Source organism: Bacteroides sp. RCH18 (assembly GCF_058231005.1).
Genome location: NZ_JBIPTC010000002.1, coordinates 721,583 through 746,892 on the forward strand (window position 1 = coordinate 721,583; position 25,310 = coordinate 746,892).

Below are 25,310 nucleotides of genomic sequence, written 5' to 3' on the forward strand. Positions count from 1 at the left end.
GATCTCGTGTAAAAGGTTGATGGTTTATAAAAAGGGGGTTGCAGCGAAAAGAAAAATATGACGTGGAATGTTTTTTTCTTTTGGCTGTACAATGGGACCGGAGTGTTTTACGAAGTTCGGGAAAAGGTTTAGTTTAGTCCATTAGCCTATATATATGCTAAATCAAAGTAAACTATATTTAGGCAGCCAAATTTGCCTGCCTATAAGTTTTTCCTTATCTTTGTATGAACTAAAGAATACTTGCTTTTTTCTTTTGGCTGCAGTGGTTCTTGGAAGCTCACATGCAACCATCGGACGAAAAAAATCTGGTGGGAAGCTGTTCAAGAAGTCCCGATTATAAGCAAGTGCAAAGAAAGAAACAGAGTGAAAACAAAAAATTGGGAAATACCTTTAATTAACGATTTTGTTTCTTGTTTGTTCCTTAATTAAAATCGTGAAATTTTCAACAATCTGATTTTCAAATCATTATATAAACTATTTTTGAGAGATTGAATTTATTAACAAGAAACTGTTTCTTACTTTAAAGTGCGTTATACAGATGGCTTAGTTGGTACGGATGCTGTAACAGGACGGCGTTTTATGTACCTAGACCAGATGGCGAGCGTAGATGGTTATCGTTTTGGCGACCAGAATAACGGTGTTGGTGGTTGGGGGTTCAGCAAGTACGGAGCCAATGTCGGTTGGTCTACTTCCCGCAAGCAAGACTTAGGTGTTGACTTAAAATTTTTCAAAGACAATCTTTCGCTGACATTAGATATCTTTAAAGAACATCGTAAAGACATCTTTATTACCCGACGCGTTATTCCTGATTATTCCGGATTCGTAGAAATGCCTTATGCTAATTTGGGAGTGGTAGACAATAAGGGTTTTGAAGCTACGTTGGAATATACACAGCAACTCGGTAAGAAATGTTTCCTGACTGTCCGTGGTAACTTCTCATGGAATGAAGATAAAATTATAGAGAACGATGATCCCCGGGTACAGTATCCGTGGATGGAAAAAAGAGGAACGAACGTGAACGGACGTTGGGGATGGATTGCCGAAGGGTTATTCACTAGTGAAGAAGAGATCATGGACCATGCCAAGCAGTTTGGTGAAGGGCATCCGGGACAGATTTCGAAAGTGGGTGATATCAAATATAAGGATTTAAATGGTGACGGAGTAATTGACGATTATGATAAATGTCTGATAGGTCAGGGTGACGTACCTAAGATTTATTATGGTTTCGGTGCAGATTTACAATTAGGTGATTTCTCTGTCGGTGCGCTCTTTGCCGGAAATGCCAAGGCAGACCGTTGTTTGGGAGGAAATGCCATGTATCCTTTTAATGATGGTTCAGGTATTACGAACTTGTTTGCAAACATTACTGACAGATGGTCTGCTGACAATCCGACTAATCAGGATGTATTCTATCCTCGTTTGCATCATGGAAACAATGCGAATCAAAATAATATGAAAACCAGCACATGGTGGCAGAAAGATGTCAGTTTCCTGCGTCTGAAACAGTTGACTATTGCTTACCAACTCCCGAAGAAGTTGATTAATCAAACATTCCTGAAGAGTGCGCGTATTTATGTGATGGGCACCAACCTATTGACATTCTCTAAGTTCAAATTATGGGATCCGGAGTTGAATACCAATAATGGTACTGCTTATCCTAATGTACGTACTTATTCAGTAGGTGTGAATGTAAGTTTTTAATAATAATCAGTTAGCAAGAAGGATATGAAAAATATATTTAAAATAGGAACTTTGGCGCTGTGTTTGGTGGTCGGACTTAGTTCGTGCAATGATTTCTTCGATGCAATCCCCGGTGAACAATATGACTTGGAGGATACGTTTACTAATCGCTCGAAGACAGAACAGTTTTTGAATAATGTGTATAATTATGTGCCCGATGAAACATTAGAACGTTCTGCAAGGAATACGATGTCGGGGATCTGGACAACCGGTTCGTTGGAATGCAAGCTTTCATGGGATGGAAATAATGGTAGCGAATGGGCTTCCGGAGCCACCTATGCAGGTTCCTCATGGATAAACTTCTGGTACATCGAGTATTATAAAGGAATTTCTCGTGCCAGTACATTTATCATGAATGTAGACCGTTGTTTGGAAGCTTCGGCCGCACAACGCAAACAGTGGAAAGCGCAAGCTAGAGCTTTGCGTGCTTTCTATTACTTCATGATTTTCCGTTCCTACGGTCCATTTGTGATTTTGGGGGAAGAACCAATTCCATTGGATATTTCTACTGCTGAACTGCTGAAAGAACGTAATACGGTAGATGAATGTGTGGCTTTTATGGCAAAGGAATTTGATGATGCGGCAAATGAGCTTCCTGATAGATATGACGGATCCAATTTGGGACGTATAGACAGAGCTGCATGTAAAGCTTTCAAAGCGAAAATGTTGTTGTATGCGGCAAGTCCGCTATTCAATTGTAATCCCGATTATGCCGCCATCGTTAATCCGGAAAGTGGCAAGCAACTCTTTCCGCAAGATAAATCGCAGGAAAAAGCGAAATGGGAGGCTGCACGTGATGCTTACAAAGAATTTTTTGATGAATACGGTAACACTTTCTCTTTATATACGGAGAAGACAGCCGATGGAAAGATTGATTTCTATGAATCTTATAGAAAAGTGACATCGGGAGTTTTGTACGGTACAGAGAATAAAGAACAGATTTTCATTCGCTTGGCAGACCATGATTACCGGGCTTACGAAACCACGCCTTATCACAAGGGGTACGATGATAATAATGGTGCTTTGAGAGGTGGTCTGGGATTTGGTGTACCTCAGGAGATGGTGGACTTGTACTTTATGAAAGACGGTCGCCGGATTGTTGACGATACGAACTATAAGGAATATGAGGGGGTACCTTCTAATGAATATTTGGGATGGTCGAGTGACTATACTGACGAAGTAGTTCCTTCCAGAACCTATTTCAAGAGCAATTCGAATCAAACATTGAAACAATGGGCTAATCGCGAACCGCGTTTTTATACGAACATTACATTCCATGGTTCTACTTGGTTGAAGACAGATACTCCGCGTGGAGAAATAACCACAGAACTGACTTATAACGGTAATTCCGGTTATGCTAATGCCAATTGGGATGCCCCTTACACGGGTTATGGTATGCGTAAAATGGCTTCAAAAGAAGGACGTAGCGGGGCTAACAGGCATTGTGCAACTTTGCTTCGTTTGGCAGACATGTACTTGGGGTATGCTGAAACGTTGAGCGCTTGTGACCAACGTAATGAAGCGATTAAGTATGTAAATAAGATACGCGCCCGTGCCGGTATTCCTGGATATGGTGCGGTAGGTACTAAGGACGATAATGGATTTGCATGCATTCCTTATGAAGATACACGTGACGGAGTGGACAAACGTATTCATCGTGAACGTTTGGTTGAGCTGATGTTCGAATGGAATCATTTCTTTGATGTACGTCGTTGGAAAGTAGCCGATATGGCTGTAGGCGATGATTGGATTTATCCTAAATATCATAGAGGTGGAGAAGGCGGACCTATTCATGGTATGGCTTTCCGTTCGGATGCTCCTGCATTTTTTGAGAAGGTAGTAGTAGAAACACGTACATTTTTGCCTAAACATTACCTCTTCCCGATTCCTGACGAAGATGTACGTCGTAATCCGAAGATGGTACAAAATCTGGGATGGACAACGGAGTAATATACTCCGGATGTCCGATCTGCGAATGAATGAAAGAAATTAATGAAAAGAAAAACAATGAAGATACCTCAAATAAGATGTAGCGATGTGAATGCAGTGAAGAGAATCATTTTTCTTTTGGTGCTGCTAATTCCCTTTTGTCTGGCAGGATGTTCGTCCGACGATGATGAAGGAGATAATGGAGGAGAAGGTCCGAACGAAGATGCTCCGGTTTCTTATGTACTTGGTTCGGGTAACACGAATATGCCCTCCAGTGGTACAATTATAGCGCAATATGCTGATGCTCCTGTCGGTTCGGAAATCAGACGTTTGGTAGACGATAATGCTGACACGAAGTATGTTACTTATCATAGTAGTTTCAACATCACTTGGAATGGAAATAGTAGTAAGGCTGTCACTGCCTATTCGTTGACCTCGGCTGCCGATACTCCCGAAATGGACCCGAAAGATTGGACACTCTATGGTTCTAATGATAATACTACGTGGACAGAACTGGATGCGCAGACAAACCAACTTTTTGCAGCGAGAAAAGAAGAGAAAAGCTATGAAGTGGATAATGCAACTTCCTATCGTTACTACAGACTTTCTGTTGAAGCGAACAATGGTGGTGCTGCCACGCAGATAGCTGAATGGAAACTGGTTGCCATGCGTTCATATACGGAGAATATCAACGACTTGATTGCTAGTAAAGGTTCCAGTACGTTTAGTGCGATAACTCCGATGGGCAGACAGCATGAGAATGACAGAGAAGCTACGGCAGCAGACCTGAAATGGCTTGCCGATCCTGCTGAAGAACCTGAACCATTTGGAGATGGCGGGACGAAGATGGCTTGGAATACATTCAATGTTGTATCCATTTATCCAAATGGAAATCCTGTGATGTCTGATGTAAATCAGCGTTGGGTAGGTGACTGCTGTGCTTGTGCGGTGATTGCTTCGATGGCATACCTCTATCCTCGTTTCGTAAAACACATTATCAAGGATAATATGGACAAAACATACACAGTTACTATGTATGACCCGAAAGGAAAACAAATATCAGTGGGTGTAGGTGGCGACTATTTTATCGGTAATAGTGGTGATTTAGGTGCCTTAGGCGGCAGAAATAAAGAAGTCACTTGGGCTACGATTCTCGAAAAGGCTATGATTAAGTGGAATCAGATCTATCAAGGTAGTTCTAATGTCGGTGGTATTGGTACTGAATATGTTTCTGCTATCTTTACCGGCGACGGGGAAAGTGTAGGTTTCGGTGCAAATGCATTGATTGCCGAAGACTTGCAACGCGCGGTGGAAGTGTCGCTCAAACAAGGTAGACTGGTGATCGGTGGTTTTACAAGAAGCGGTGAACAGGTAGATCAAAACTGGCAGACGACCAGTGGGCATGCGTTTACGTTTATCTTGCCGGATGATAATACTCATCTTTTCAAGATGCGGAATCCTTGGGGAGGTACTACCGACGGTGTGATGAAAGTGAAGGATGACGGACGGATTCCGCCGATGATTGACTTACGTATTTGTGCGCCGGGAGCAGCCAAGAATTATGGAGTGGGACCGGACTTGGGAGGATATATACCTAATTTCTAATTTCAAATTTTAAAAGAAAAACATCATGAAGAAACTTATTTATATAATGTTGTCGTTGTGTTGCCTGATTTTTTATAGCTGTGGCATGACGGAACCTTGGAAAGACTGGGAACATGAAGGTGACATGAGTGCAGACCGCTTGCGTCCTTCAGAAGTAAAAGAACTGCTGTGTGCGGCAGACGGATGGAAAATGATTTATCAAGGAGTAACGTTCTACTTTCAGTTTGATGAAGAAGGAAATGTAGCATCGGATTCAGACGAAACGTTGTTGAAGAATGAGGTTGGAACAGATTATTCTCTGGATTTCCAAGGGGAAAAAGCGGTGTTGCTTACCTTACTGAATGGAGGAATGCTACAATATTTGAACGAAAACTCGGAGACGACATTTGTCATTACGGGGTATTCTGATTCACAAATTACAGCTGTAGGACAGGCGCATGGCAAAGAAATGATCTTGACTCCGGTCTCAACTGCAGCTTTGCAACAAGCTAAGGAGAGAAAACGATTGGCTATTATTGCTTACAATAAAGCACAGGCCATGGATTTGCTTAAAGGAGAGTTGAATAACGGTGTATTTCGTAGGTCATCCTCTTCTTTCCTTGCACACTATTTGATTATTTGCGACGAGAGCAATAATTGGAAAGTGAAGATTTCTGCAATAGATAACGGTGTGGTAAAACACACAGAGTATCCGATGATAATTGATACAACGAATGATGAAAATGCAGTGTTGACTTTGGGTAGCAATGTGACGGTAGATGGAATAAGTTTGAATAAACTCTATTATAACTATTTGAATGGTGAAATTGAAACTGACAATGCTAATGTTGTATGTGATACGCGGAAAGCCTCTGATATTGCAGCATGGTATGCAGATGGTTGGAAAACCCATATAGTAGATCAGGATGAGATTCATGCAGACTTTAAGGGAATCTTCCACTCTGGTGTGGAGTTTGATGATCGTAATCCGAGAAATTTGATTGCTTGTCCGTGGAGTGGTATGGGATCTTATATTGGCTTTGCGGTTACTATGACAGCGGATAATGCTACTGGTCGTATATTCATCAGCTTGGGCGAACCATATGATTTATTCGGATGGAATAATAATCCGGCTGATTATAATCGTGTACAGCAGGATTACAGTAAATTCCTCTCTTTCTGTGTTTCGGAAGACGGCTTCTATTGGAGTTATGATGACAACGACAGTATGGTGTATGTGCTAAGTGCCACAGGCGAGCGTTGGTTTAGAATGAAGAAGTAACCAGTCTTTGAAAAAAGCAAGAAAGTAAACAGAACATAATCTCGATTACTTTCTTGCTTTTGTTTTTATTTGTACTCTATTTGTATTTTCTTATGAGCAATTATTTGATTATTAGTAATTTAATTTGTGCTCTGTTTGACTCCTAGTTCTCTACTCTGACATTCTCGTCCGGACGTGCTTTTTGTCACGTTAGAGTATAGTTATTAATTTTCTATTGCGTTAATTTGTAACGTGAATAATAACACTCGCTAATCTAATATTAATAGTTTAACTCTTATATCATGAATAAACAGAAACTACTGTCTATCACAATGACCCTATTATTGGGAGTCTCCTCTATCTTTGCGCAAAAGCAGCCGGTGGATTACGTGAATCCCCTGATGGGAACCGACTCCAAGATTTCGCTCTCCAACGGAAACACCTATCCTGCCATTGCACTGCCTTGGGGGATGAACTTCTGGATGCCGCAGACCGGAAAGATGGGGGACGGTTGGGCTTACACGTATGCTTCTGACAAAATCAGAGGTTTCAAGCAGACCCACCAGCCCAGTCCCTGGATCAATGACTACGGACAGTTCTCCATCATGCCGATGACCAAACAGCTGAAGATTGATCAGGACAGCCGTGCTTCCTGGTTTTCGCATAAGGCAGAGAAAGCAACTCCTTATTATTACAGCGTTTATCTGTCAGAGTATAACATGACAACGGAGATTGCCCCGACGGAGCGTTGTGCGTATTTCCGTTTTACTTTCCCCGAAGCGTCCGATGCTTATGTGGTAGTAGATGCTTTCGACCGTGGTTCGTATGTGAAGGTGATTCCCGAAGAAAATAAGATTGTAGGTTATACGACACGTAACAGTGGCGGTGTTCCGCAGAATTTCAGGAACTACTTTGTGATAGAGTTCGACAAGCCTTTTACATTTAATAAGGTATGGGCGGACTACCATCTGGTAGAGACGCATCTTGAACTGCAATCCAATCACGTAGGTGCTGCCATCGGTTTTTCGACAAAGAAAGGAGAGCAGGTGCATGCCAAAGTGGCTTCCTCATTCATCAGCCCCGAACAGGCGGAACTGAATCTGAAAGAAATCGGAAACAAGACATTCGAACAGACCAAGGAAGCCGGACGTAAAGCTTGGAATGACGTACTGGGACGTATCAAAGTCGAAGACGATGATGAGAACCGGATGCGTACCTTCTATTCTTGTCTGTATCGTTCGGTATTATTCCCCCGTATGTTCCACGAAGTGAATGCGAAGGGTGAAACGGTACATTACAGTCCTTATAACGGTGAAATCCGTCCGGGATATATGTTTACCGATACCGGTTTCTGGGATACGTTCCGTTGCCTGTTCCCGTTTGTCAATCTGGTATATCCTTCAATGGGAGAGAAGATGCAGGAAGGACTGTTGAATACATATCTTGAAAGCGGATTCTTCCCCGAATGGGCGAGTCCGGGACATCGTGGCTGTATGGTCGGAAACAATTCGGCTTCTGTAGTGGCAGATGCTTTTATGAAGAATGTGACCAAAGCGGATGCGGAGAAAATGTATGAAGGTTTGCTCAAAGGAGCCAACAGTGTACATCCGAGAGTTTCCACTACAGGACGCCGTGGATACGAATATTATAATAAACTGGGTTATGTACCTTACGATGTGAAGATTAACGAGAATGCGGCGCGTACCTTGGAGTATGCATACGATGACTGGTGCATCTACCGTATGGGTGAAAAGTTAGGGCGTCCGGCAGAAGAACTGGAACTCTATAAGAGCAGAAGCCAGAACTACCGCAACCTGTTCGACCCTGAAACAAAACTGATGCGTGGCAAGAACGCCGATGGCACCTTCCAGACTCCTTTCAATCCGTTCAAGTGGGGAGATGCCTTTACCGAAGGAAACAGCTGGCACTATACGTGGTCTGTATTCCACGATGTACAGGGACTGGCCGATTTGATGGGCGGCAGAAAGATGTTTGTCAGTATGCTCGATTCTGTGTTCAACCTTCCACCGATATTTGATGATAGCTACTACGGAGGTGTGATTCATGAGATCCGTGAAATGGAGATTGCCAATATGGGTAACTATGCGCACGGCAACCAGCCAATCCAGCACATGATTTACTTGTATAACTATGCAGGCGAACCCTGGAAAGCCCAGTACTGGCTGCGTGAAGTGATGAACCGCCTCTACTTTGCCACTCCCGACGGTTATTGTGGTGATGAGGATAACGGACAGACTTCTGCCTGGTATGTGTTTACCGCTTTAGGCTTCTATCCGGTATGTCCGGGCAGCAATGAATACGTGATGGGTGCTCCTTATTTCAAGAAAGCGACGATCACACTGGAGAACGGCAAGAAACTGGAAATCTCCGCTCCTAAAAATAGCGACACTAATCGTTACATCCGTTCGATGAACTTTAACGGTAAGAACTATACAAAGAATTATCTGAATCATTTCGACTTGCTGAAAGGCGGACGTCTGGTATTTGATATGGATAATAAACCGAATAAAGGAAGAGGTATTAACGAATCAGACTTCCCTTATTCCTTCTCTCGTGACAATAAATAAATGGGAACTATATGAAGAAGCAAATTGGATGGTTGGCTATGGCGGCAATAACCTTGTCTGCCGTAGCTCAACAACCGGTAGATTACGTGAATCCGATTATCGGAACAAATGGGATGGGGCATACATTCCCCGGCGCCTGCACCCCTTTCGGATGGGTACAATTGAGTCCGGACACAGATACAATACCACATAATATCAACGGTGCTTATCAGAAGAATGCGTATGAATATTGTGCCGGTTATCAGTACCGGGACAAAACCATTGTCGGTTTCAGCCATACGCACCTCAGCGGTACGGGACATTCCGATTTGGGCGACATCTTACTGATGCCTGCGGTCGGCGATGTGAAGTTGAATCCCGGACGGGCAGATCATCCGGAAGAGGGTTACCGTTCGCGCTTCGATCATGCCACAGAAAAAGCGATACCCGGATACTACGAAGTGATGCTGGACGACTATGGCATTAAAGCGCAACTGACAGCTACTCAACGGACGGGTGTACATAAATATACCTTCCCGAAAGGAAAAGACGGGCATCTGATTCTGGACCTGGTGCATGGCATCTATAATTATGACGGCAAAGTATTGTGGGCAAACCTGCGGGTGGAAAACGATACATTGCTGACAGGATACCGCATCACCAACGGATGGGCACGTACGAATTATACCTATTTTGCCATCTCCTTGTCACAGCCGATCAAGGATTACGGATATAAGGATAAGGAAAAGGTATTGTACAATGGCTTTTGGCGTCGTTTCAAGCTGGAGAAGAATTTCCCGGAAATCACTGGTCGAAAGATCGTGGCTTACTTTAACTTCGAAACGGCCAAAGACCCCGAACTAGTTGTAAAGGTAGCCTTGTCGGCAGTCAGCACGGAAGGCGCTGTAAAGAACCTGCGTGCCGAGGCTTCCGGAAAGAGCTTCGAACAATTGGCGGAAGTTGCCCGGACAGACTGGAACAATGAACTGGATCATTTCGAAATAGAAGGTACACCGGATCAGAAGGCGATGTTCTACACTTCGCTTTATCATACCATGATTAATCCGTCCGTGTATATGGACGTAGACGGTTCCTATCGTGGTCTGGATCATAACATACATCAGGCGAAAGGATTCACTAACTATACTATATTCTCACTTTGGGATACATACCGTGCGGAACATCCGTTCCTCAACCTGGTGAAACCGGAACGCAATGCGGATATGGTGGAATCGATGATCAAACATGAACAGCAGAGCGTACACGGCATGTTGCCGATATGGAGCCTGATGGGAAATGAGAACTGGTGTATGAGCGGTTATCATGCTGTGTCCGTGCTAGCGGATGCAATAACCAAAGGAGTCTTTTCAAATGTGGATGAGGCATTGGCGGCGATGGTTAGCACATCTACGGTACCTTACTATGAAGGTGTAGCTGATTATATGAAGTTGGGATATATCCCGTTGGACAAGAGTGGTACGGCCGCTTCCTCTACGCTGGAATATGCATACGACGACTGGACTATTTATCAGACAGCCTTGAAAGCCGGTAATAAAGAGATAGCGGATACTTACCGCAAACGTGCTCTCAACTATCGTAACATCTATGATACAAGCATCGGTTTTGCTCGTCCCCGCTACAGTGACGGCACATTCAAAAAAGAGTTCGATGTGTTGCAAACTTACGGCGAAGGCTTTATCGAAGGTAATTCATGGAACTTCTCCTTCCATGTACCGCATGATGTGTTTGGTATGATCGACCTGATGGGAGGGGAAAAGACATTCGTACAGAAACTGGACGAACTCTTCTCCATGCATCTGCCGGAGAAGTACTATGAACATAATGAGGATATTACCGAAGAATGCCTGGTAGGTGGATACGTACATGGTAATGAACCGAGCCATCATGTACCTTATCTGTACGCATGGACTTCCCAACCGTGGAAAACACAGTACTGGCTGCGTGAAATCCTGAATAAGATGTATAAGAATGACATCAACGGACTGGGCGGAAACGACGATTGCGGACAGATGTCGGCATGGTATCTTTTCTCTGTGATGGGCTTCTATCCGGTTTGTCCGGGTACAGACCAGTATGTCCTTGGTGCTCCCTATCTGCCCTATCTGAAGCTGACACTTCCCAACGGAAAGACACTGGAAATCAAAGCGCCGGGCGTTAGCGACAAGAAGCGTTATGTACAGTCACTGAAACTGAACGGCGAGTCTTATGATAAAATGTACATCACACACGAGGATATCCTGAAAGGAGGCGTATTGGAATTTAAAATGTCGGCATCGCCCAACAAACGTCGTGGAGTATCGGCGCAGGACAAACCTTATTCATTAACTAATGGAATCAATTAACAGCATCAATAAATAATCAAGAAAAGAATATGAAAAAGAGACATTTGGTATATGCAATTGCCCTGATTGTGGGTATGGGAGCTTGTGCGGCAAGTGCGAAGAAGCAAGCCGAAGCAAAACCGGACGTATGGAAAAGCTACAATGTAGGAACTGTCTTGTTCGAAGATAAAGCTTCGGAAACAAAAGGTTCGGACATTTATCACCGGATCATTCCGGATGCGGAGTCTTATATCAAAGAGCAGGCACGCACTGTATTGGCTACTCTTTATAACTCACCGGAAGACAGCATAACTCCGGTGAACAAGATACATTATACACTGGAAGACATCGAAGGAATTTCTGCCAAAGGCGGTGGTAATGGAGACGTTACTATCTTCTACAGCACACGGCATATCGAGAAATCATTTGCGGAAAACGATACGGCAAAGCTGTTCTTCGAAACGCGTGGGGTACTGTTGCACGAACTGACACACGCCTATCAGCTGGAACCACAAGGCATCGGTTCTTACGGAACCAATCGCGTATTCTGGGCATTTATTGAAGGAATGGCAGATGCCGTACGTGTAGCCAACGGCGGATTCGACGGACCGAATGCCCGTCCGAAAGGAGGAAACTACATGGACGGTTATCGGACAGCAGGTTATTTCTTCGTCTGGTTGCGCGACAATAAAGATCCTGAATTCCTGCGTAAGTTTAACCGCAGCACACTGGAGGTGATTCCCTGGTCGTTTGACAGAGCTATCAAGCATATCTTGGGAACAGAATATAGCATAGATGAACTATGGCATGAATATCAGGTTGCTGTAGGTGATATACAGGTGTAATATACGATTGGATATGGTTAATAAAGTTGGTAGAAAAAGGTTGTTTTTGGTTTGGTCGTGTCTGGTGAGTATCTTGCCGGGCATGGCTCAAACTGAAAAGCTGACGGACTACGTGAACCCGTTTGTCGGTACGGATGGTTATGGAAATGTTTATCCCGGTGCACAGATTCCTTTCGGGGGAATCCAGATAAGCCCCGATACGGACAGCCGCTTCTATGATGCAGCTTCCGGATACAAATACAATCATCTGACATTGATGGGATTCAGCCTGACGCATTTGAGCGGAACAGGTATTCCGGACTTGGGCGACTTTCTGTTTATCCCCGGAACGGGAGAAATGAAACTGGAACCCGGTACTCACGAAGACCCCGATCAAGGCTATCGTTCACGCTACTCACATGATAAAGAGTGGGCGTCCCCCAATTATTATGCTGTGGAATTGGCAGACTATGGAGTCAAAGCCGAAATGACTTCCGGTGTGCGCAGCGGTATGTTCCGTTTTACTTATCCGGAGTCGGACAATGCGTTCATCATGATTGATATGAACCATACGCTCTGGCAATCCTGCGAATGGTCGAACCTGCGAATGATAAACGATTCGACTATCACCGGATACAAACTGGTGAAAGGGTGGGGGCCGGAACGTCATGTGTACTTCACGGCAACTTTCTCAAAGAAGTTGACCGGACTGCGCTTTGTACAAGACAAAAGGCCGGTTATTTATAACACTTCCCGATTCCGCAGCTCTTACGAAGCCTGGGGAAAGAATCTGATGGCTTGTATCTCCTTTGATACAAAAGCAGGGGAGGAAGTGACGGTGAAAACAGCCATCTCTGCAGTCAGCACAGACGGTGCCCGGAATAATATGAAGGAACTCGACGGATTAACTTTCAACGAGTTAAGGGCGAAAGGGGAAGCCCTTTGGGAAAAGGAACTTGGAAAATATACGTTGACTGCTGACCGAAAGACAAAGGAAACATTTTATACTTCCGCCTATCATGCCGCTCTGCATCCGTTTATCTTTCAGGATTCGGACGGGCAGTTCCGCGGACTGGACAAGAACATAGAAAAAGCGGAAGGATTCACGAACTATACGGTGTTCTCTCTTTGGGATACCTATCGGGCTTTGCATCCCTGGTTTAACTTGGTTCAGCAGGAGGTGAATGCGGACATTGCAAATTCTATGTTGGCTCATTACGACAAGAGTGTGGAGAAGATGCTTCCTATCTGGTCTTTCTACGGCAACGAAACCTGGTGTATGATTGGCTATCATGCCGTATCCGTATTGGCGGATATGATCGTGAAAGAAGTGAAAGGCTTTGATTACGAGCGTGCATACGAAGCGATGAAAACCACAGCGATGAATCCGAACTACGATTGCCTTCCGGAATATCGTGAAATGGGCTATGTACCATTCGATAAGGAAGCGGAGTCAGTGTCAAAGACACTGGAATATGCTTATGATGATTATTGCATCGCACAGGCAGCCAAGAAATTAGGCAAAGAAGACGATTATCATTATTTCCTCAACCGTGCTTTGTCTTATCAGACCTTGATTGACCCCGAAACGAAATATATGCGTGGACGCGACAGCAAAGGTGACTGGCGCACTCCGTTTACTCCGGTTGCCTATCAGGGTCCGGGATCGGTACATGGCTGGGGTGATATCACGGAAGGATTCACGATGCAATATACCTGGTATGTTCCGCAAGATGTGCAGGGATATATCAATGAGGCCGGTAAGGAACTGTTCCGCAAACGCCTGGATGAACTTTTTACGGTAGAACTGCCGGATGATATCCCCGGAGCACATGATATACAGGGACGTATCGGAGCCTATTGGCATGGAAATGAACCTTGTCATCATGTCGCTTACCTCTACAACTACCTGAAGGAACCCTGGAAATGTCAGAAGTGGATACGTACCATCGTCGACCGTTTCTACGGAAATACACCGGATGCATTGAGTGGTAACGATGATTGCGGACAGATGTCTGCGTGGTATATGTTCAACTGCATCGGTTTCTATCCGGTGGCTCCGTCCAGCAATATTTATAATATCGGTTCGCCATGCGCAGAGGCTATTACGGTCCGGATGAGTAATGGAAAAAACATCGAAATGACAGCGGACAACTGGTCGCCGAAGAACCTGTACGTGAAGGAGCTTTATGTCAACGGTAAAAAGTACGATAAGTCCTACCTGACGTATGATGATATCCGTGATGGAGTGAAACTTCGTTTTGTGATGAGCGGCAAGCCGAATTACAAACGGGCGGTGTCCGATGAGGCTGTACCTCCTTCGATTTCTTTACCGGAGAAGACGATGAAGTATAAATCATCAATTGGGTTTTAATAAGGTTAGGTATTAAGATAAAAATGGAAAGGATGAGGCTGGGCTTCATCCTTTTTTTAGAACTGATATCCGATACTTATAAAGAACGAATGCATATAAGCGGGATTTCAATATAGTCCCGCTTGTTTTACTTTTTGCTCGAAAACCATTCCTTAAATTCCGCTACCCGTGCTTTGCTTACCAATATCTTCTCTGTCATTCTGGAGTGACGCAGATTAATGGACAACCGGCTGTTGAACCATAAATCAATATCCTTTATCGCCTCCCTTGAAATCAGAAACTGCCGGTTGACTCTGAAGAAGAGACTAGGATTTAAACAATCGACCAATTCATCCAGCGTAAGAGAAAAATTGTATTCCATCCCGTCCGTTAAGACAGCTTTTATCTGACAATCTTTGATGTAGAACAGTTGAATCATGTCGATTGAGACAGGAAGCAGTTTATCGCCTTTCATCGGTATGAGGAAATGTGTCTTGTAGTTCTCCTGCTTTTTCAGCGAGTGAATGAGATGAAACAGTTCCTCTTCCTTATTTTCCCGTCTGCTTCCGTTTTCGGGGATGGCATCCTGCAAGTTGTCCAATTTCTCAAACGCATGTTCGATGTCCTCCTTGCCGATAGGTTTCAGCAGATAGTCGATACTGTTCACTTTGAAGGCACGCAGGGCATATTCGTCGTAAGCCGTGGTGAAGATAATGGGGCAGGTGATGCTGATATGATCGAATATTTCGAAGGCAGAACCGTCTGCCAGATGAATATCCATAAAAACGAGTTCCGGCATCGGGTGGATGCCGAACCATTCGATGGTGGAATTGATGCTGTCCAGTATGGCAATGATTTCAGCTTCCGGTTTCACTTCGTTGAGCAGTGAAGTCAGATTGCGTACGGCTGCCTTTTCATCTTCAATAATAACTGTTTTCATGGTTCATTGTTCTTACTTCATTGTATTTCATCAATGAGAGGAATGCAGACGGTGAATTCTTTGTCCTCTGTGATCTGTATGTCCTGTTTGAATAATAGCCGGTAGCGCTTGGCGAGATTGGCAAGTCCGATGCCGGTTCCGGGAGTAGCGGTCCATTTGGGCTGGATGTCGTTGCTGACGGACAGATAACCTTCTCTGTCGGTCGAAATATGGATAGTCAGCGGTTTGCGGTCGCTGATTTCATTGTGTTTCACGGCATTCTCTATCAGTACTTGTACTGCCATCGGAGGAAGACGGTAGTCTTCGAAAGATTTCCCTATCTGTATATCAAATTGCAGATTATTCTCAAAGCGCATTTTCAGCAGGAAGATGTAAGCAGAAGCGAATTCCATCTCTTCCCGCAGGCTGACGCTTTGCGATTCGTTGCTTTGTAGCGTATACCTCAGTACCCGCGAGAGTTCCTGAATATAATCCTGTGCCTTGTCCTGATTTTCGCGCACCAGTGAACGCAGCGTATTCAGCGAATTGAACAACATGTGCGGATTGAGCTGATTCTTCAATACTTCATACTGGTTGCGGATGTTTTCCGCCTGTAACTGTTCGTTCTCAATCAATACCAGTTGTTGGCGGCGGACAAGGTAGATGATGCAACAACTGCTGGTGACGAGGCAAGCCATGATGAAGTCGCGCAACGGATGGAGGTAGTGGTGTACCATCGCATCAATGGCGGGAATGTCGAATGTCCGGTGCAGGAAGACGAACACTTGTCCCAGCAGATTGCTGAGTATCCATGTCAGGATGAAGGAAAGCAGAATCTTTGCAGCCGTTATTTTAATGGACGCCTGGTTGAAATGAAACAAGCGCGTATTGATGGCGAAAAGTATGAGTAACGAAACGAAGGTAAACAGAATCTCATTTGCCACATCCATAAACTTCATTCCCGGGAAAAGCGAATGGCTTTCGAAACGGTCGAAGAGAGAGACCGATTCCGGAAAATGAATGAGCACAGCCACCATCAGCGAGATGATGACCGTGGACAGGAAATACTTATCTTTATTGATAGCTTTCAGTACCATGTTGCAAAGATAATGGTTAATTACGAATTATGCATGATGAATGGCTGTCGGTGCACGGCAGATTATTGTTTTTGGATATGTGCCGTGACGTACATCCCCGGTCGGAACTGCGGATTCGTCTCCTTGATGGAAGCGTATACTTCGAGTGAGCGGTTCACTTCGTCCACTTTTTGTCCGATGGAGATGACCGTGCCGTTGAACGTCTGTGTACCCATGCCGTTGACACGGAATTGTACGGGACTGCCTGTTTGCATATCTGCAAGGTCTTTTTCGTAGGTAGTTAGGCAGAGCATCGGTGCGCTTTTATCGATCACTTCGCAGAGAGCTTCTCCCGGATTGATGTACTTTCCCATGTTCATAGCTACGTTGACCACATATCCGCTGATAGGAGCTTTTACTTCCAGAAGCGGCTGGATGCCATCCCGAAGCAGTGTTTCCGGATTTACGCCCAAAAGCGAAAGTTGTGCGGCGGCGGCATCCTGACGGCTTTTCATCGAAAGATAGTCCGCTTTGCTTTGCTGGAACTTCTTCTGCGAAGCCGCTTGTTCGGCAGAGAGATTCTTTTGCCGTTCGTATTCCATACGCAGATATTCTGTTTGCGCGTGGCTGTCCAGATAAGTCTGTTGGAGGGTGATAAATTCCGGATTCTCCAAAGTGGCGATTACAGAATTCTTGGTAACGTGTTGTCCGGGGAGTAAGGAAGTGTTTTTGATCACTCCGCCGATAGTCAGTGCGACGGTTGCCTGCCGTTGGGGCGGAAGGACGATCCGGCCGTTGAACGAAACCTGATTGGGGCGGGAAGTGGCGGAAGTGATTGCATCCACTTCGGGCTGTGCAGTGGCATCGGCGTCGCTTTGACCATTGGATTTCTCCATTTCCGGATTCACGCTTTCTGTTGCGAGGACCGACACTGACTCGGAATCCGCTGTTTGTTGTTGTCCCTTGCAGGCTATTAAGGCGAGCAGAAGGATGGGGTAAAATATCTTTCTCATACACATTTTTATATTAAGTACTCTTGCAAAATAATCTTCTATATTAACAGGGAAATTGTTCATTAAAACTCTCCACTTATTCAAACAATTCATGTTCCAGAGCGGCAATGTTATACTGATAAACGGTTTCGATATACCCTCGCCGGATGTCCCGTGCCGTCGTGACGGACTGTATGTATTCGGCAACGCCCGTTTCGCTCTGTTGCAGTTGCAGGTTGGCGGCTTTGGTCAGTTCTTCCGCTTCTTTGAGAGCGGAAGTAGTATAATAGCGCAGGCTCTCGTTGTATCGTCGGAGAGAGGCCTCCAGTTCCATCACCTTATTGCGAAGTTCGCGGATGTTGGCATCCGCCTGAATCTGTGCCGAAGCGGCAGCCAGTCTGGCTTGCTTCACCTTGCTTTTCTGGGGCAGGAAGTAAACGGGGAAGGAGACTCCCACCATCCATGCATTCAGATTCTTCAAGGGAAGAATGTCCTGACGGGTATACCCTACGCTGATCTCCGGAAAGAAGTGGCTGCGTTCTACATGAAGCATTGCTTTCGCTTCTTCCGCCTGACTCCGGAAGTATCCGGTATGCGCTTCGGACAGATTACCGTCCGAAAGAGTGGTATAAAAGAGAGATAAGGTCGAATCTGCCGGCACGATCGGGCTGTCGGCATAACAGCACCACTGGAAACGTGCCAGTGCCGTCTTTTCCTCTTCCTGTGCCTGATACCAGCGATTGTGCAGATCGGCGGCGGTAGTCGTCATCATGTTCTTTTCGAGCAGGGTGATTTCTCCTTGTTGATAACGTATTTCGCCGATACGTTTCAACTCTTCCGCCATCTTGTCCTGATCACGGTACATGGAGCAGAGGTTAGCGGCATATTGATAATAAGCCCATGCCCGTTTTACTTCCGCTATCACTTCTTTTTCCACCATCCGGCGATAATAAGTACTTGTCTTTACCTGTCGGCTGACCAGTGCATTCTTGTAAAACGGAGTCAGCAGCGAACCGAGGCTCTGTTCGAAGGCAAGTTCCTTGTCTTTCTTGTTTTCTCCGTTGAGTTGTCCCCATGAGTAACTGAATGAGGTGGGAGCTGCCTCGACAATCTCTCCGCGAGTGGCTTTTGCCTGACGGATGGCGTTGGCGGCTATTTTCAGTCTCGGATGATTTTGTTTGGCTATCTCGATGGCCTGTTCCAGACTGACCGCTTCCGGTTGCTGCGCTGAGGCGAAAGAAGGAATCAGCAGCAACAACGGCAGGATGACGAAGAACGGCAGATGAAACTTGCTTCCGGGACGTCTCCATACAGCGAATGAGTTGACAATCTTGTAGAATACCGGAATGATAAGCAAAGTCAGCACGGTAGAGATAATCAGTCCGCCGATGACGACCGTAGCCAGCGGGCGTTGTACTTCGGAACCGGCGGAAGTGGCGATTGCCATCGGGACAAATCCCAGCGAGGCGACCAGTCCGGTGAGGAATACGGGGCGCAGCAGATGCGGGGTGCCCAGAGTGAGGATTCGGTTGGTAGTCATAGCATATTTATTTCGTTTACGAAGTTCGTTGAAATGGTTCACCATCAGGATACCGTTCAGTACAGCCACACCGAACAGGGCGATGAAACCGACTCCTGCCGAGATGCTGAACGGGAGTCCGCGAAGCCAGAGGGCTACGATACCTCCAATAAGTGACAGCGGGACGGTGGAGAATACCATCAATGTATAAGTAATGTTCTTGAAAGCGAAAAACAAGATCAGCAGAATCAGCATCAGTGCTACCGGAATGACGATCATCAGCGTATTGATGGCGTTTTGCAGGTTCTCAAACTGACCGCCGTATTCGAAGTAGTATCCCGGTTGCAGTTTGATGTTCTTGTCCAGTGTCTTCTGGATGTTGGCCACTACTTGCTGAATGTCCGCGTCGCGTACGTTCACACCAATCACGATGCGGCGTTTGGTAGCGTCGCGGTTGATTTGCAACGGACCGCTGACAAGTTCGATGCTTGCCACCTCGCCGACCGGAATCTGAATGCCTTCGGAAGTACGCACAAAGAGCTTGTCCAGATTTAAGTCTGCCACTTTCTCCTGATCCAGACGTACGACAAGGTCGAACTTTCGTTCGTTTTCGAAAACCACACCGCTGGCTTCCCCGGCATAGGCTGTCCGGATAATCGTGTTGAGTTCTTCGATATTGATGCCGTAACGGGCTATCTTGCCGCGGTTGTATTTGACAACCAGCTGAGGCAATCCCATCGTCTGCTCTACGATGACGTCTGCTGCCCCCGGCACTTTCTCTACATACGTGGCGGCTTCCTTTGCCCTCTGATAAAGTTCGTGCGTGTCTTCGCCGTATAACTTGACTGCAATATCGGCTTTCGCACCTGTCATCAGTTCGTTGAACCGGAGCTGTATCGGCTGCGAGAAGTTAAACTCGGCACGTTCCGAGAGGGGTTCGAGCGCTTCTTTCATCTTCTCTACCATTTCCGCACGGCTTGTTGCGCTGGTCCATTCCTTGAAAGGTTTCATGATGATCATCACGTCGGCGTCTTCCACTGCCATCGGGTCGGTGGGGACTTCTGCCGTACCGATCTTCGCCACTACGTGCTTGATTTCGGGAAACTGATCCATCAATGTCTTTTCCGCTTCTTCGGAGAGTTTGATACTTTCCGAAAGCGAACTGCCGGCGGGTAAGGTCATCTGCATGGCGAAGTCGCCTTCGTCCAGTGTCGGGATGAACTCGGCGCCCAGGCGGGTGAAGAGAAAGAGGGAACCGATCAGTGCGGCAAAAGCAATGACTACGGTGCGTGCTTTGTGATGCAGGCACGCATGCAGGCAACGCTGGTAGAGTTTGTTCAACTGCTCGAAGAATCGGTCGGCAAGTGTCGGCTTCACTACGATGGTATGTTTCAGGAAGAGCGACGCCATCATAGGGACGTATGTCAGTGACAGGATCAAGGCACCGATGATGCAGAACACCAGGGTTTTGGCCATTGGAGTGAAGTATTTTCCTTCGATTCCGTTCAGAGTCAATATCGGGAAGAACACGATGAGAATAATCAGTACGGCGAATGTAGCCGAACGGACTACGCCGGAAGCGCCTTTTTCCACTTCTTCGTCCATCTCTTTGCGGGTCAGTGTCCGTCCGCGGAACTGCTTGCTGTAGATGTGTGCCAGGATACCTTCCAGTATGACGATGGAACCATCTACCACAATACCGAAGTCGATGGCGCCGAGGCTCATCAGATTGGCGGTCACGTTGAAAAGACGCATCATGATGAATGCGAAAAGCATAGCCAGCGGGATGACCGAAGCTACAATCAGCCCGGCACGGACGTTGCCCAGAAAGATAATAAGTACGAGGAAGACGATGATGGCTCCTTCAATAAGGTTGTTGACGACGGTGGAGATGTTCCGGTTGACCAGTTCCGAACGGTTCAGATATGGTTCGATGCTGATGCCTTCGGGCAATAAGTGCTGTATCTTTTCCACCCGTTTTTCCAGTTCCTGCGTCACTACATTGGCGTTGGCGCCTTTCAGCATCATGGCAATTCCGCCTACGCATTCGCCCTTTCCGTCCATCGTCATCGCACCGAAACGTTTAGGTGCGCCGAAGCGGACAGTGCCTACGTCACTGATGTGTACGGGAATCCCGTTCCGGTTGGCTACCACGATCTGTTCGATGTCTTTGATGCGCGTGATCATCCCTTCCGAACGGATGTAATAAGCACTCCTTGCTTTCTCGATGTAGCTTCCGCCCGTGTTCTGGTTGTTGCTGCTCAGTGCTTCGAACACTTCGCCGATGGTGATGTTCAGCGAAAACAGGGCGTCGGGGTCTACCGCCACTTCGTATTGTTTCAGATAACCTCCGAAACTGTTTATTTCCACGATGCCCGGTATGCCCGATAACTGGCGTTTCACCATCCAGTCCTGAATGGTACGGAGTTCCATAGCGTCATATTTCTCTTCGTATCCCGGAGCTACTTTCAATATGTATTGGTAGATTTCGCCCAGTCCGGTGGTGATCGGCATCATTTCCGGTGTTCCCAGTTCGGGGGAGATTTCGCCGGATACGGTCTGTATCTGTTCGTTGATCAGCTGGCGGGCATCGAGTGTGGGCACGTCTTCCTTGAAGACGACCGTTACCACTGATAGCCCGAAGCGACTGACGGAACGGATATCTTCTACATTCATGATGTTGCTCATCGCTATTTCGATGGGCATGGTGATGAGCTGCTCCACTTCCTGCGGCGCAAGCGTAGGAGATACGGTTACAATCTGCACCTGATTGTTGGTTATGTCCGGCACGGCGTCAATGGGGAGCGTCAGCATGGCATAGATTCCCCCGATAAACAGGAAGAGGGTGGTTAACCCTACGAATAGTTTTTTCCTGATCGAAAAACGTACGATAGCTTTAAACATGATTTTACAGTGTTATTGTTTCATGTTACAAAGTTACGGACTATCCTTATCCGTGATTATCGGGAAAAGATGAAGCGGAAAGATTGACGGGTGAAATGACGAAATCAAGGTCTGAACGTGAAGGGCTGTTGTCTGTCAAATCAAGGAGTTTGAACGTCCTTTGGTTATTCGCCACAACGTTTTATGCAGCGTTTTTATTGTCACTTGTCACTTTTGCGACTTAATACGTTGCAAATTAGAATGGTAAGGGTGATAATAAGAGGTGACAATAGGGTGATAATAGGCGGAACTTAGTTTTTTATTGTCACCGCAAAGAGTTGAAGTCGGGCGCTACGTCAGGTGAGACGAACCATTGAGCATTACTAAATCGAATGAAAAATGAATCAAACAGCAGTATCTCCATTGGGGGGGGAGACTAAAAAGTCGATTCTATCTCTATTCTCCTCCTTCGGGAAGGAGGAGTGGTCGCAGACCGAGGTGGTAGGAGAAATAATGTTTGTTCCTATTTGTTTGTAAATGATAGGGTTATATATTCACCTACCACCTCCCCCTACGGGTACTCCTCCTTCCCGAAGGAGGAGATTTAAGATACTATTGACTATCATTTGACTCAAAACATGTTTGGACATGAACATAAACTCTATAACATTATCGATAGAACTCTATATGGCTAGAATTCAATGGTTTATAGTTTCCTATTATTTCCTGTAATGGAAACTGTCGTTTCCCGGTGAGGGAATGATCGTTCCTTATAATGGAAACGACCGTTCCTTTTAAAGGGAACTGGCGTTTCCTCCGAGGAAACCAACGCTTGCCCCATATGATACTGATGCTTGATTTATATGGACTGACAATTTAGCGTATAACTGAATTGTTGTTGAGCCATTCGGCATGGATACGAAGAAACAAGCAATCTCATGCTGCGGCAGAACATTTCTTTGCATAACCTCGTTTATTATATAACAAACTAAATATATATTCAGTATGAAGTCATTCATCTTAATGGTTATAACAATGGTATGTGCAATCTCTCTGGAAGCGCAGAATAAGTCTTTCTACGACTTCAATGTGACCACGATTGATGGTAAGGAATTTCCTCTTTCTTCCCTGAAAGGAAAGAAAGTGCTGGTAGTAAATGTAGCCTCTAAATGCGGACTGACGCCACAGTATGCCAAACTGCAAGAGCTATATGATAAATATAAGGATAAGAATTTTGTAATCATCGGCTTTCCTGCCAACAACTTTATGGGACAGGAACCGGGAAGCAATGAAGAGATCGCTCAGTTCTGCTCCTTAAAGTATGACGTTACTTTCCCGATGATGGCCAAGATTTCCGTCAAGGGCAAAAACATGGCGCCACTCTACCAATGGCTGACGGAAAAGAAACTGAACGGCAAAGAAGATGCGCCCGTCCAGTGGAATTTTCAGAAGTTTATGATTGACGAGAACGGAAACTGGGTCGGCTTTGTGGCCCCCAAAGAGAGTCCGCTCTCGGAGAAAATCGTTACTTGGATAGAGCAGGAGTAGGAGCAGGGTAAAGAGACGGAATAAGGGATACTTTCTTTAATTCCCCTTCGAAGTTGGGGGTGAAAATGCCTTTTCCGAGGTTTTCTTCTATTTCTTCGATGGTCCAGAATCGTCCGCCGTCCAGTTCGTCACTGGGGTGCAGTTCACCGTCATAAACAGTTTTGTGAACAAAGACAAGTTCTTTCTCACGATCCGATTCGAATACATAGCTGGTTAGCAGTTCGGGAGTAAAGTCTGTGATGCCTAGTTCTTCGCGGACCTCCCGTTTGAGTGCGATTTCTACGCTTTCGCCCAGGTCGATATGTCCGCCAACGGCTGTGTCCCATTTTCCGGGCTGGATGTCTTTCCATTCCGGACGTTTCTGCAGATATAAATCTCCTTTCGAATTGAAAATATGTAGATGGATAACCGGATGCAGGAGTTTGCTTCCGCTGTGACACTCTCCGCGTGTGGCGGCTCCGGTGATGTTTCCCTGTTCGTCTACGATGGGAAACATTTCTTGATTATTATCGCTTGGCATAGTTGTCTTTACTTTTTGGTTTACGGTATCAGTAGAGAAGAATCTCCATAGCTCAGAAAACGAAAATCATGCGCCAGCGCATAATCATAAATCGTACGCCAGTTTCCCTTCACGAAGGCGGAAACCAAAAGTAACAGCGTACTTTGCGGCTGGTGGAAGTTGGTCACCATCGCTTTCACTATCTTATACTGATATCCCGGAGCTATGATAATCTGCGTACTGCTGTGAAGGGCTTCCAGCCCGTTCCTGTCGAGGTAACCTAAAATCTTTTGCAGTGCGACTACAGGCGGAATCTGATCATACTTTTCGTATGGCTGCCATTGCTTGACGTGCAGTTCTTCTTCCGTAGCATCGGGATTTTCCGCCAATGTCACTCCGATGTGATACAGGCTTTCGAGCGTACGCACCGAAGTGGTGCCTACAGCAACAGCGCAACCGTCATGATCGATCAGTTTTTTGATCGTAGCCCGATTGACGGAGATGTACTCCGTGTGCATTTCATGTCCTTCTATCTCTTCGCTTTTCACGGGCTTGAAGGTTCCCGCGCCTACATGAAGCGTCAGTTCTTCCAGATCGATGCCTTTCTCCTGCAACGCTTCCAGTACGCGAGGAGTGAAGTGCAGTCCGGCTGTCGGTGCGGCTACCGAGCCTTTTATTTTGGAATAAACGGTCTGATAAGTTTCTTTATCGCTCTCTTCCGTATCCCGGTTCAGATAAGGGGGAATCGGCAGTTCTCCGAACACTTCGAGGATATCGGCAAAGGTTACTTCCGGATTATCCCAAGCGAAATCGATCCAGTGGCTGGTGCCCCTGCATTCTCCACGGGTAGCGGTCAGAGTGATCGGGAAACCTTTTACCGTCATCTCCCGTTTCAGTGCTCCGTCTTTCCATTTCTTCAGGTTGCCGATCATGCAGAGCCAGGCAGCGTGTTCCGTCTGCTGGAAGTTCAATACATAATCGTTGGGCTGAATCGGTTCCAGACAGAATACCTCAATCAGCGCCCCCGTTTCTTTGCGGAAGTGGAGGCGTGCCTGAATCACCTTCGTGTTGTTGAATACCATCAGGCTTCCTTTCGGAAGATAGTCCGGCAAGGATGTGAAGACATCTTCGCTTACTTCACCGTGGCGATATACCAACAGTTTTGACTGGTCTCGTACTGCTAAAGGAAATTTGGCGATTCGTTCATCCGGTAGTGGATAGTTGTATTCGCTGATGTGAATATGTTTCGGGTCTTCTTTCATTCTCGTTTCAAT

General features: G+C 45.9%; 15 protein-coding genes and 1 pseudogene. 10 read left to right on the forward strand and 6 right to left on the reverse strand.

Annotated elements, in window-relative coordinates:
• Positions 1–516: 516 nt before the first annotated feature.
• The 8 genes and pseudogenes from ACHLI0_RS18230 to ACHLI0_RS18265 form a co-directional block, all read left to right on the forward strand.
• Positions 517–1,701, forward strand: a pseudogene (locus ACHLI0_RS18230) (SusC/RagA family TonB-linked outer membrane protein); the annotation flags it as partial.
• Between the two features lie 24 nt (positions 1,702–1,725).
• Positions 1,726–3,690, forward strand: a complete 1,965-nt coding sequence (locus ACHLI0_RS18235; RefSeq protein ID WP_011109040.1) for a RagB/SusD family nutrient uptake outer membrane protein — start codon at positions 1,726–1,728, stop codon at positions 3,688–3,690.
• A 57-nt stretch (positions 3,691–3,747) separates the two neighbouring features.
• Complete coding sequence (locus ACHLI0_RS18240; protein WP_011109041.1) at positions 3,748–5,274, forward strand: C2 family cysteine protease; 1,527 nt, start codon at positions 3,748–3,750, stop codon at positions 5,272–5,274.
• Positions 5,275–5,299: 25 nt separating this feature from the next.
• Positions 5,300–6,535: a DUF4302 domain-containing protein gene (locus ACHLI0_RS18245; RefSeq protein WP_490749770.1), complete on the forward strand. Its 1,236-nt coding sequence runs from the start codon at positions 5,300–5,302 to the stop codon at positions 6,533–6,535.
• 281 nt (positions 6,536–6,816) lie between these two features.
• Positions 6,817–9,102 carry a GH92 family glycosyl hydrolase gene (locus ACHLI0_RS18250; RefSeq protein ID WP_490749771.1) on the forward strand — a complete coding sequence of 762 codons (2,286 nt, stop codon included), beginning with the start codon at positions 6,817–6,819 and terminating at the stop codon, positions 9,100–9,102.
• Positions 9,103–9,140: 38 nt separating this feature from the next.
• On the forward strand, positions 9,141–11,444 hold the full coding sequence (locus ACHLI0_RS18255; protein WP_490750168.1) for a GH92 family glycosyl hydrolase: 2,304 nt from the start codon (positions 9,141–9,143) through the stop codon (positions 11,442–11,444).
• Between the two features lie 29 nt (positions 11,445–11,473).
• A complete protein-coding gene (locus ACHLI0_RS18260) occupies positions 11,474–12,268 on the forward strand; it encodes a basic secretory family protein (RefSeq protein ID WP_490749772.1) in 795 nt (264 codons plus the stop codon).
• A gap of 13 nt (positions 12,269–12,281) precedes the next feature.
• Positions 12,282–14,621, forward strand: a complete 2,340-nt coding sequence (locus ACHLI0_RS18265; RefSeq protein WP_490749773.1) for a GH92 family glycosyl hydrolase — start codon at positions 12,282–12,284, stop codon at positions 14,619–14,621.
• Positions 14,622–14,748: 127 nt separating this feature from the next.
• Here the strand turns inward: ACHLI0_RS18265 and ACHLI0_RS18270 are convergent, their stop codons facing one another.
• The 4 genes from ACHLI0_RS18270 to ACHLI0_RS18285 all read right to left on the reverse strand — a co-directional run bounded on the left by ACHLI0_RS18270 (position 14,749) and on the right by ACHLI0_RS18285 (position 22,010).
• On the reverse strand, positions 14,749–15,540 hold the full coding sequence (locus ACHLI0_RS18270; RefSeq protein WP_490749774.1) for a LytR/AlgR family response regulator transcription factor: 792 nt from the start codon (positions 15,538–15,540) through the stop codon (positions 14,749–14,751).
• A gap of 17 nt (positions 15,541–15,557) precedes the next feature.
• A complete protein-coding gene (locus ACHLI0_RS18275; RefSeq protein ID WP_490749775.1) occupies positions 15,558–16,616 on the reverse strand; it encodes a sensor histidine kinase in 1,059 nt (352 codons plus the stop codon).
• Between the two features lie 62 nt (positions 16,617–16,678).
• Entirely contained in the window at positions 16,679–17,608 is a 930-nt protein-coding gene (locus tag ACHLI0_RS18280) for an efflux RND transporter periplasmic adaptor subunit (RefSeq protein WP_490749776.1), read from the reverse strand.
• Between the two features lie 76 nt (positions 17,609–17,684).
• On the reverse strand, positions 17,685–22,010 hold the full coding sequence (locus tag ACHLI0_RS18285; RefSeq protein WP_490749777.1) for a CusA/CzcA family heavy metal efflux RND transporter: 4,326 nt from the start codon (positions 22,008–22,010) through the stop codon (positions 17,685–17,687).
• A gap of 378 nt (positions 22,011–22,388) precedes the next feature.
• Here ACHLI0_RS18285 and ACHLI0_RS18290 point away from each other — a divergent pair, with 378 nt between their 5' ends.
• Complete coding sequence (locus ACHLI0_RS18290; protein WP_490749778.1) at positions 22,389–22,526, forward strand: hypothetical protein; 138 nt, start codon at positions 22,389–22,391, stop codon at positions 22,524–22,526.
• 468 nt (positions 22,527–22,994) lie between these two features.
• On the forward strand, positions 22,995–23,537 hold the full coding sequence (locus tag ACHLI0_RS18295; RefSeq protein ID WP_016269479.1) for a glutathione peroxidase: 543 nt from the start codon (positions 22,995–22,997) through the stop codon (positions 23,535–23,537).
• Here the strand turns inward: ACHLI0_RS18295 and ACHLI0_RS18300 are convergent.
• Both ACHLI0_RS18300 and ACHLI0_RS18305 read right to left on the reverse strand, forming a co-directional pair.
• The gene (locus tag ACHLI0_RS18300) at positions 23,515–24,057 is read right to left on the reverse strand and encodes an NUDIX hydrolase (protein ID WP_490749779.1); all 543 of its coding nucleotides are present in this window, start codon (positions 24,055–24,057) and stop codon (positions 23,515–23,517) included. The genes ACHLI0_RS18295 and ACHLI0_RS18300 overlap by 23 nt on opposite strands.
• 20 nt (positions 24,058–24,077) lie before the next feature.
• Entirely contained in the window at positions 24,078–25,298 is a 1,221-nt protein-coding gene (locus ACHLI0_RS18305; protein ID WP_490749780.1) for an S-adenosylmethionine:tRNA ribosyltransferase-isomerase, read from the reverse strand.
• Positions 25,299–25,310: the final 12 nt, after the last annotated feature.

What these genes read in the sequence shown, in the direction of transcription:
- ACHLI0_RS18260 (WP_490749772.1), top strand. Translation starts at nt 11,474, where the DNA reads ATGAAAAAGAGACATTTGGTATATGCAATTGCCCTGATTGTGGGTATG.
- ACHLI0_RS18250 (WP_490749771.1), top strand. Translation starts at nt 6,817, where the DNA reads ATGAATAAACAGAAACTACTGTCTATCACAATGACCCTATTATTGGGA.
- ACHLI0_RS18270 (WP_490749774.1), bottom strand. Translation starts at nt 15,540, where the DNA reads ATGAAAACAGTTATTATTGAAGATGAAAAGGCAGCCGTACGCAATCTG.
- ACHLI0_RS18255 (WP_490750168.1), top strand. Translation starts at nt 9,141, where the DNA reads ATGGCGGCAATAACCTTGTCTGCCGTAGCTCAACAACCGGTAGATTAC.
- ACHLI0_RS18265 (WP_490749773.1), top strand. Translation starts at nt 12,282, where the DNA reads ATGGTTAATAAAGTTGGTAGAAAAAGGTTGTTTTTGGTTTGGTCGTGT.
- ACHLI0_RS18300 (WP_490749779.1), bottom strand. Translation starts at nt 24,057, where the DNA reads ATGCCAAGCGATAATAATCAAGAAATGTTTCCCATCGTAGACGAACAG.
- ACHLI0_RS18240 (WP_011109041.1), top strand. Translation starts at nt 3,748, where the DNA reads ATGAAGATACCTCAAATAAGATGTAGCGATGTGAATGCAGTGAAGAGA.
- ACHLI0_RS18235 (WP_011109040.1), top strand. Translation starts at nt 1,726, where the DNA reads ATGAAAAATATATTTAAAATAGGAACTTTGGCGCTGTGTTTGGTGGTC.
- ACHLI0_RS18275 (WP_490749775.1), bottom strand. Translation starts at nt 16,616, where the DNA reads ATGGTACTGAAAGCTATCAATAAAGATAAGTATTTCCTGTCCACGGTC.
- ACHLI0_RS18245 (WP_490749770.1), top strand. Translation starts at nt 5,300, where the DNA reads ATGAAGAAACTTATTTATATAATGTTGTCGTTGTGTTGCCTGATTTTT.
- ACHLI0_RS18285 (WP_490749777.1), bottom strand. Translation starts at nt 22,010, where the DNA reads ATGTTTAAAGCTATCGTACGTTTTTCGATCAGGAAAAAACTATTCGTA.
- ACHLI0_RS18280 (WP_490749776.1), bottom strand. Translation starts at nt 17,608, where the DNA reads ATGAGAAAGATATTTTACCCCATCCTTCTGCTCGCCTTAATAGCCTGC.
- ACHLI0_RS18290 (WP_490749778.1), top strand. Translation starts at nt 22,389, where the DNA reads ATGAATCAAACAGCAGTATCTCCATTGGGGGGGGAGACTAAAAAGTCG.
- ACHLI0_RS18305 (WP_490749780.1), bottom strand. Translation starts at nt 25,298, where the DNA reads ATGAAAGAAGACCCGAAACATATTCACATCAGCGAATACAACTATCCA.
- ACHLI0_RS18295 (WP_016269479.1), top strand. Translation starts at nt 22,995, where the DNA reads ATGAAGTCATTCATCTTAATGGTTATAACAATGGTATGTGCAATCTCT.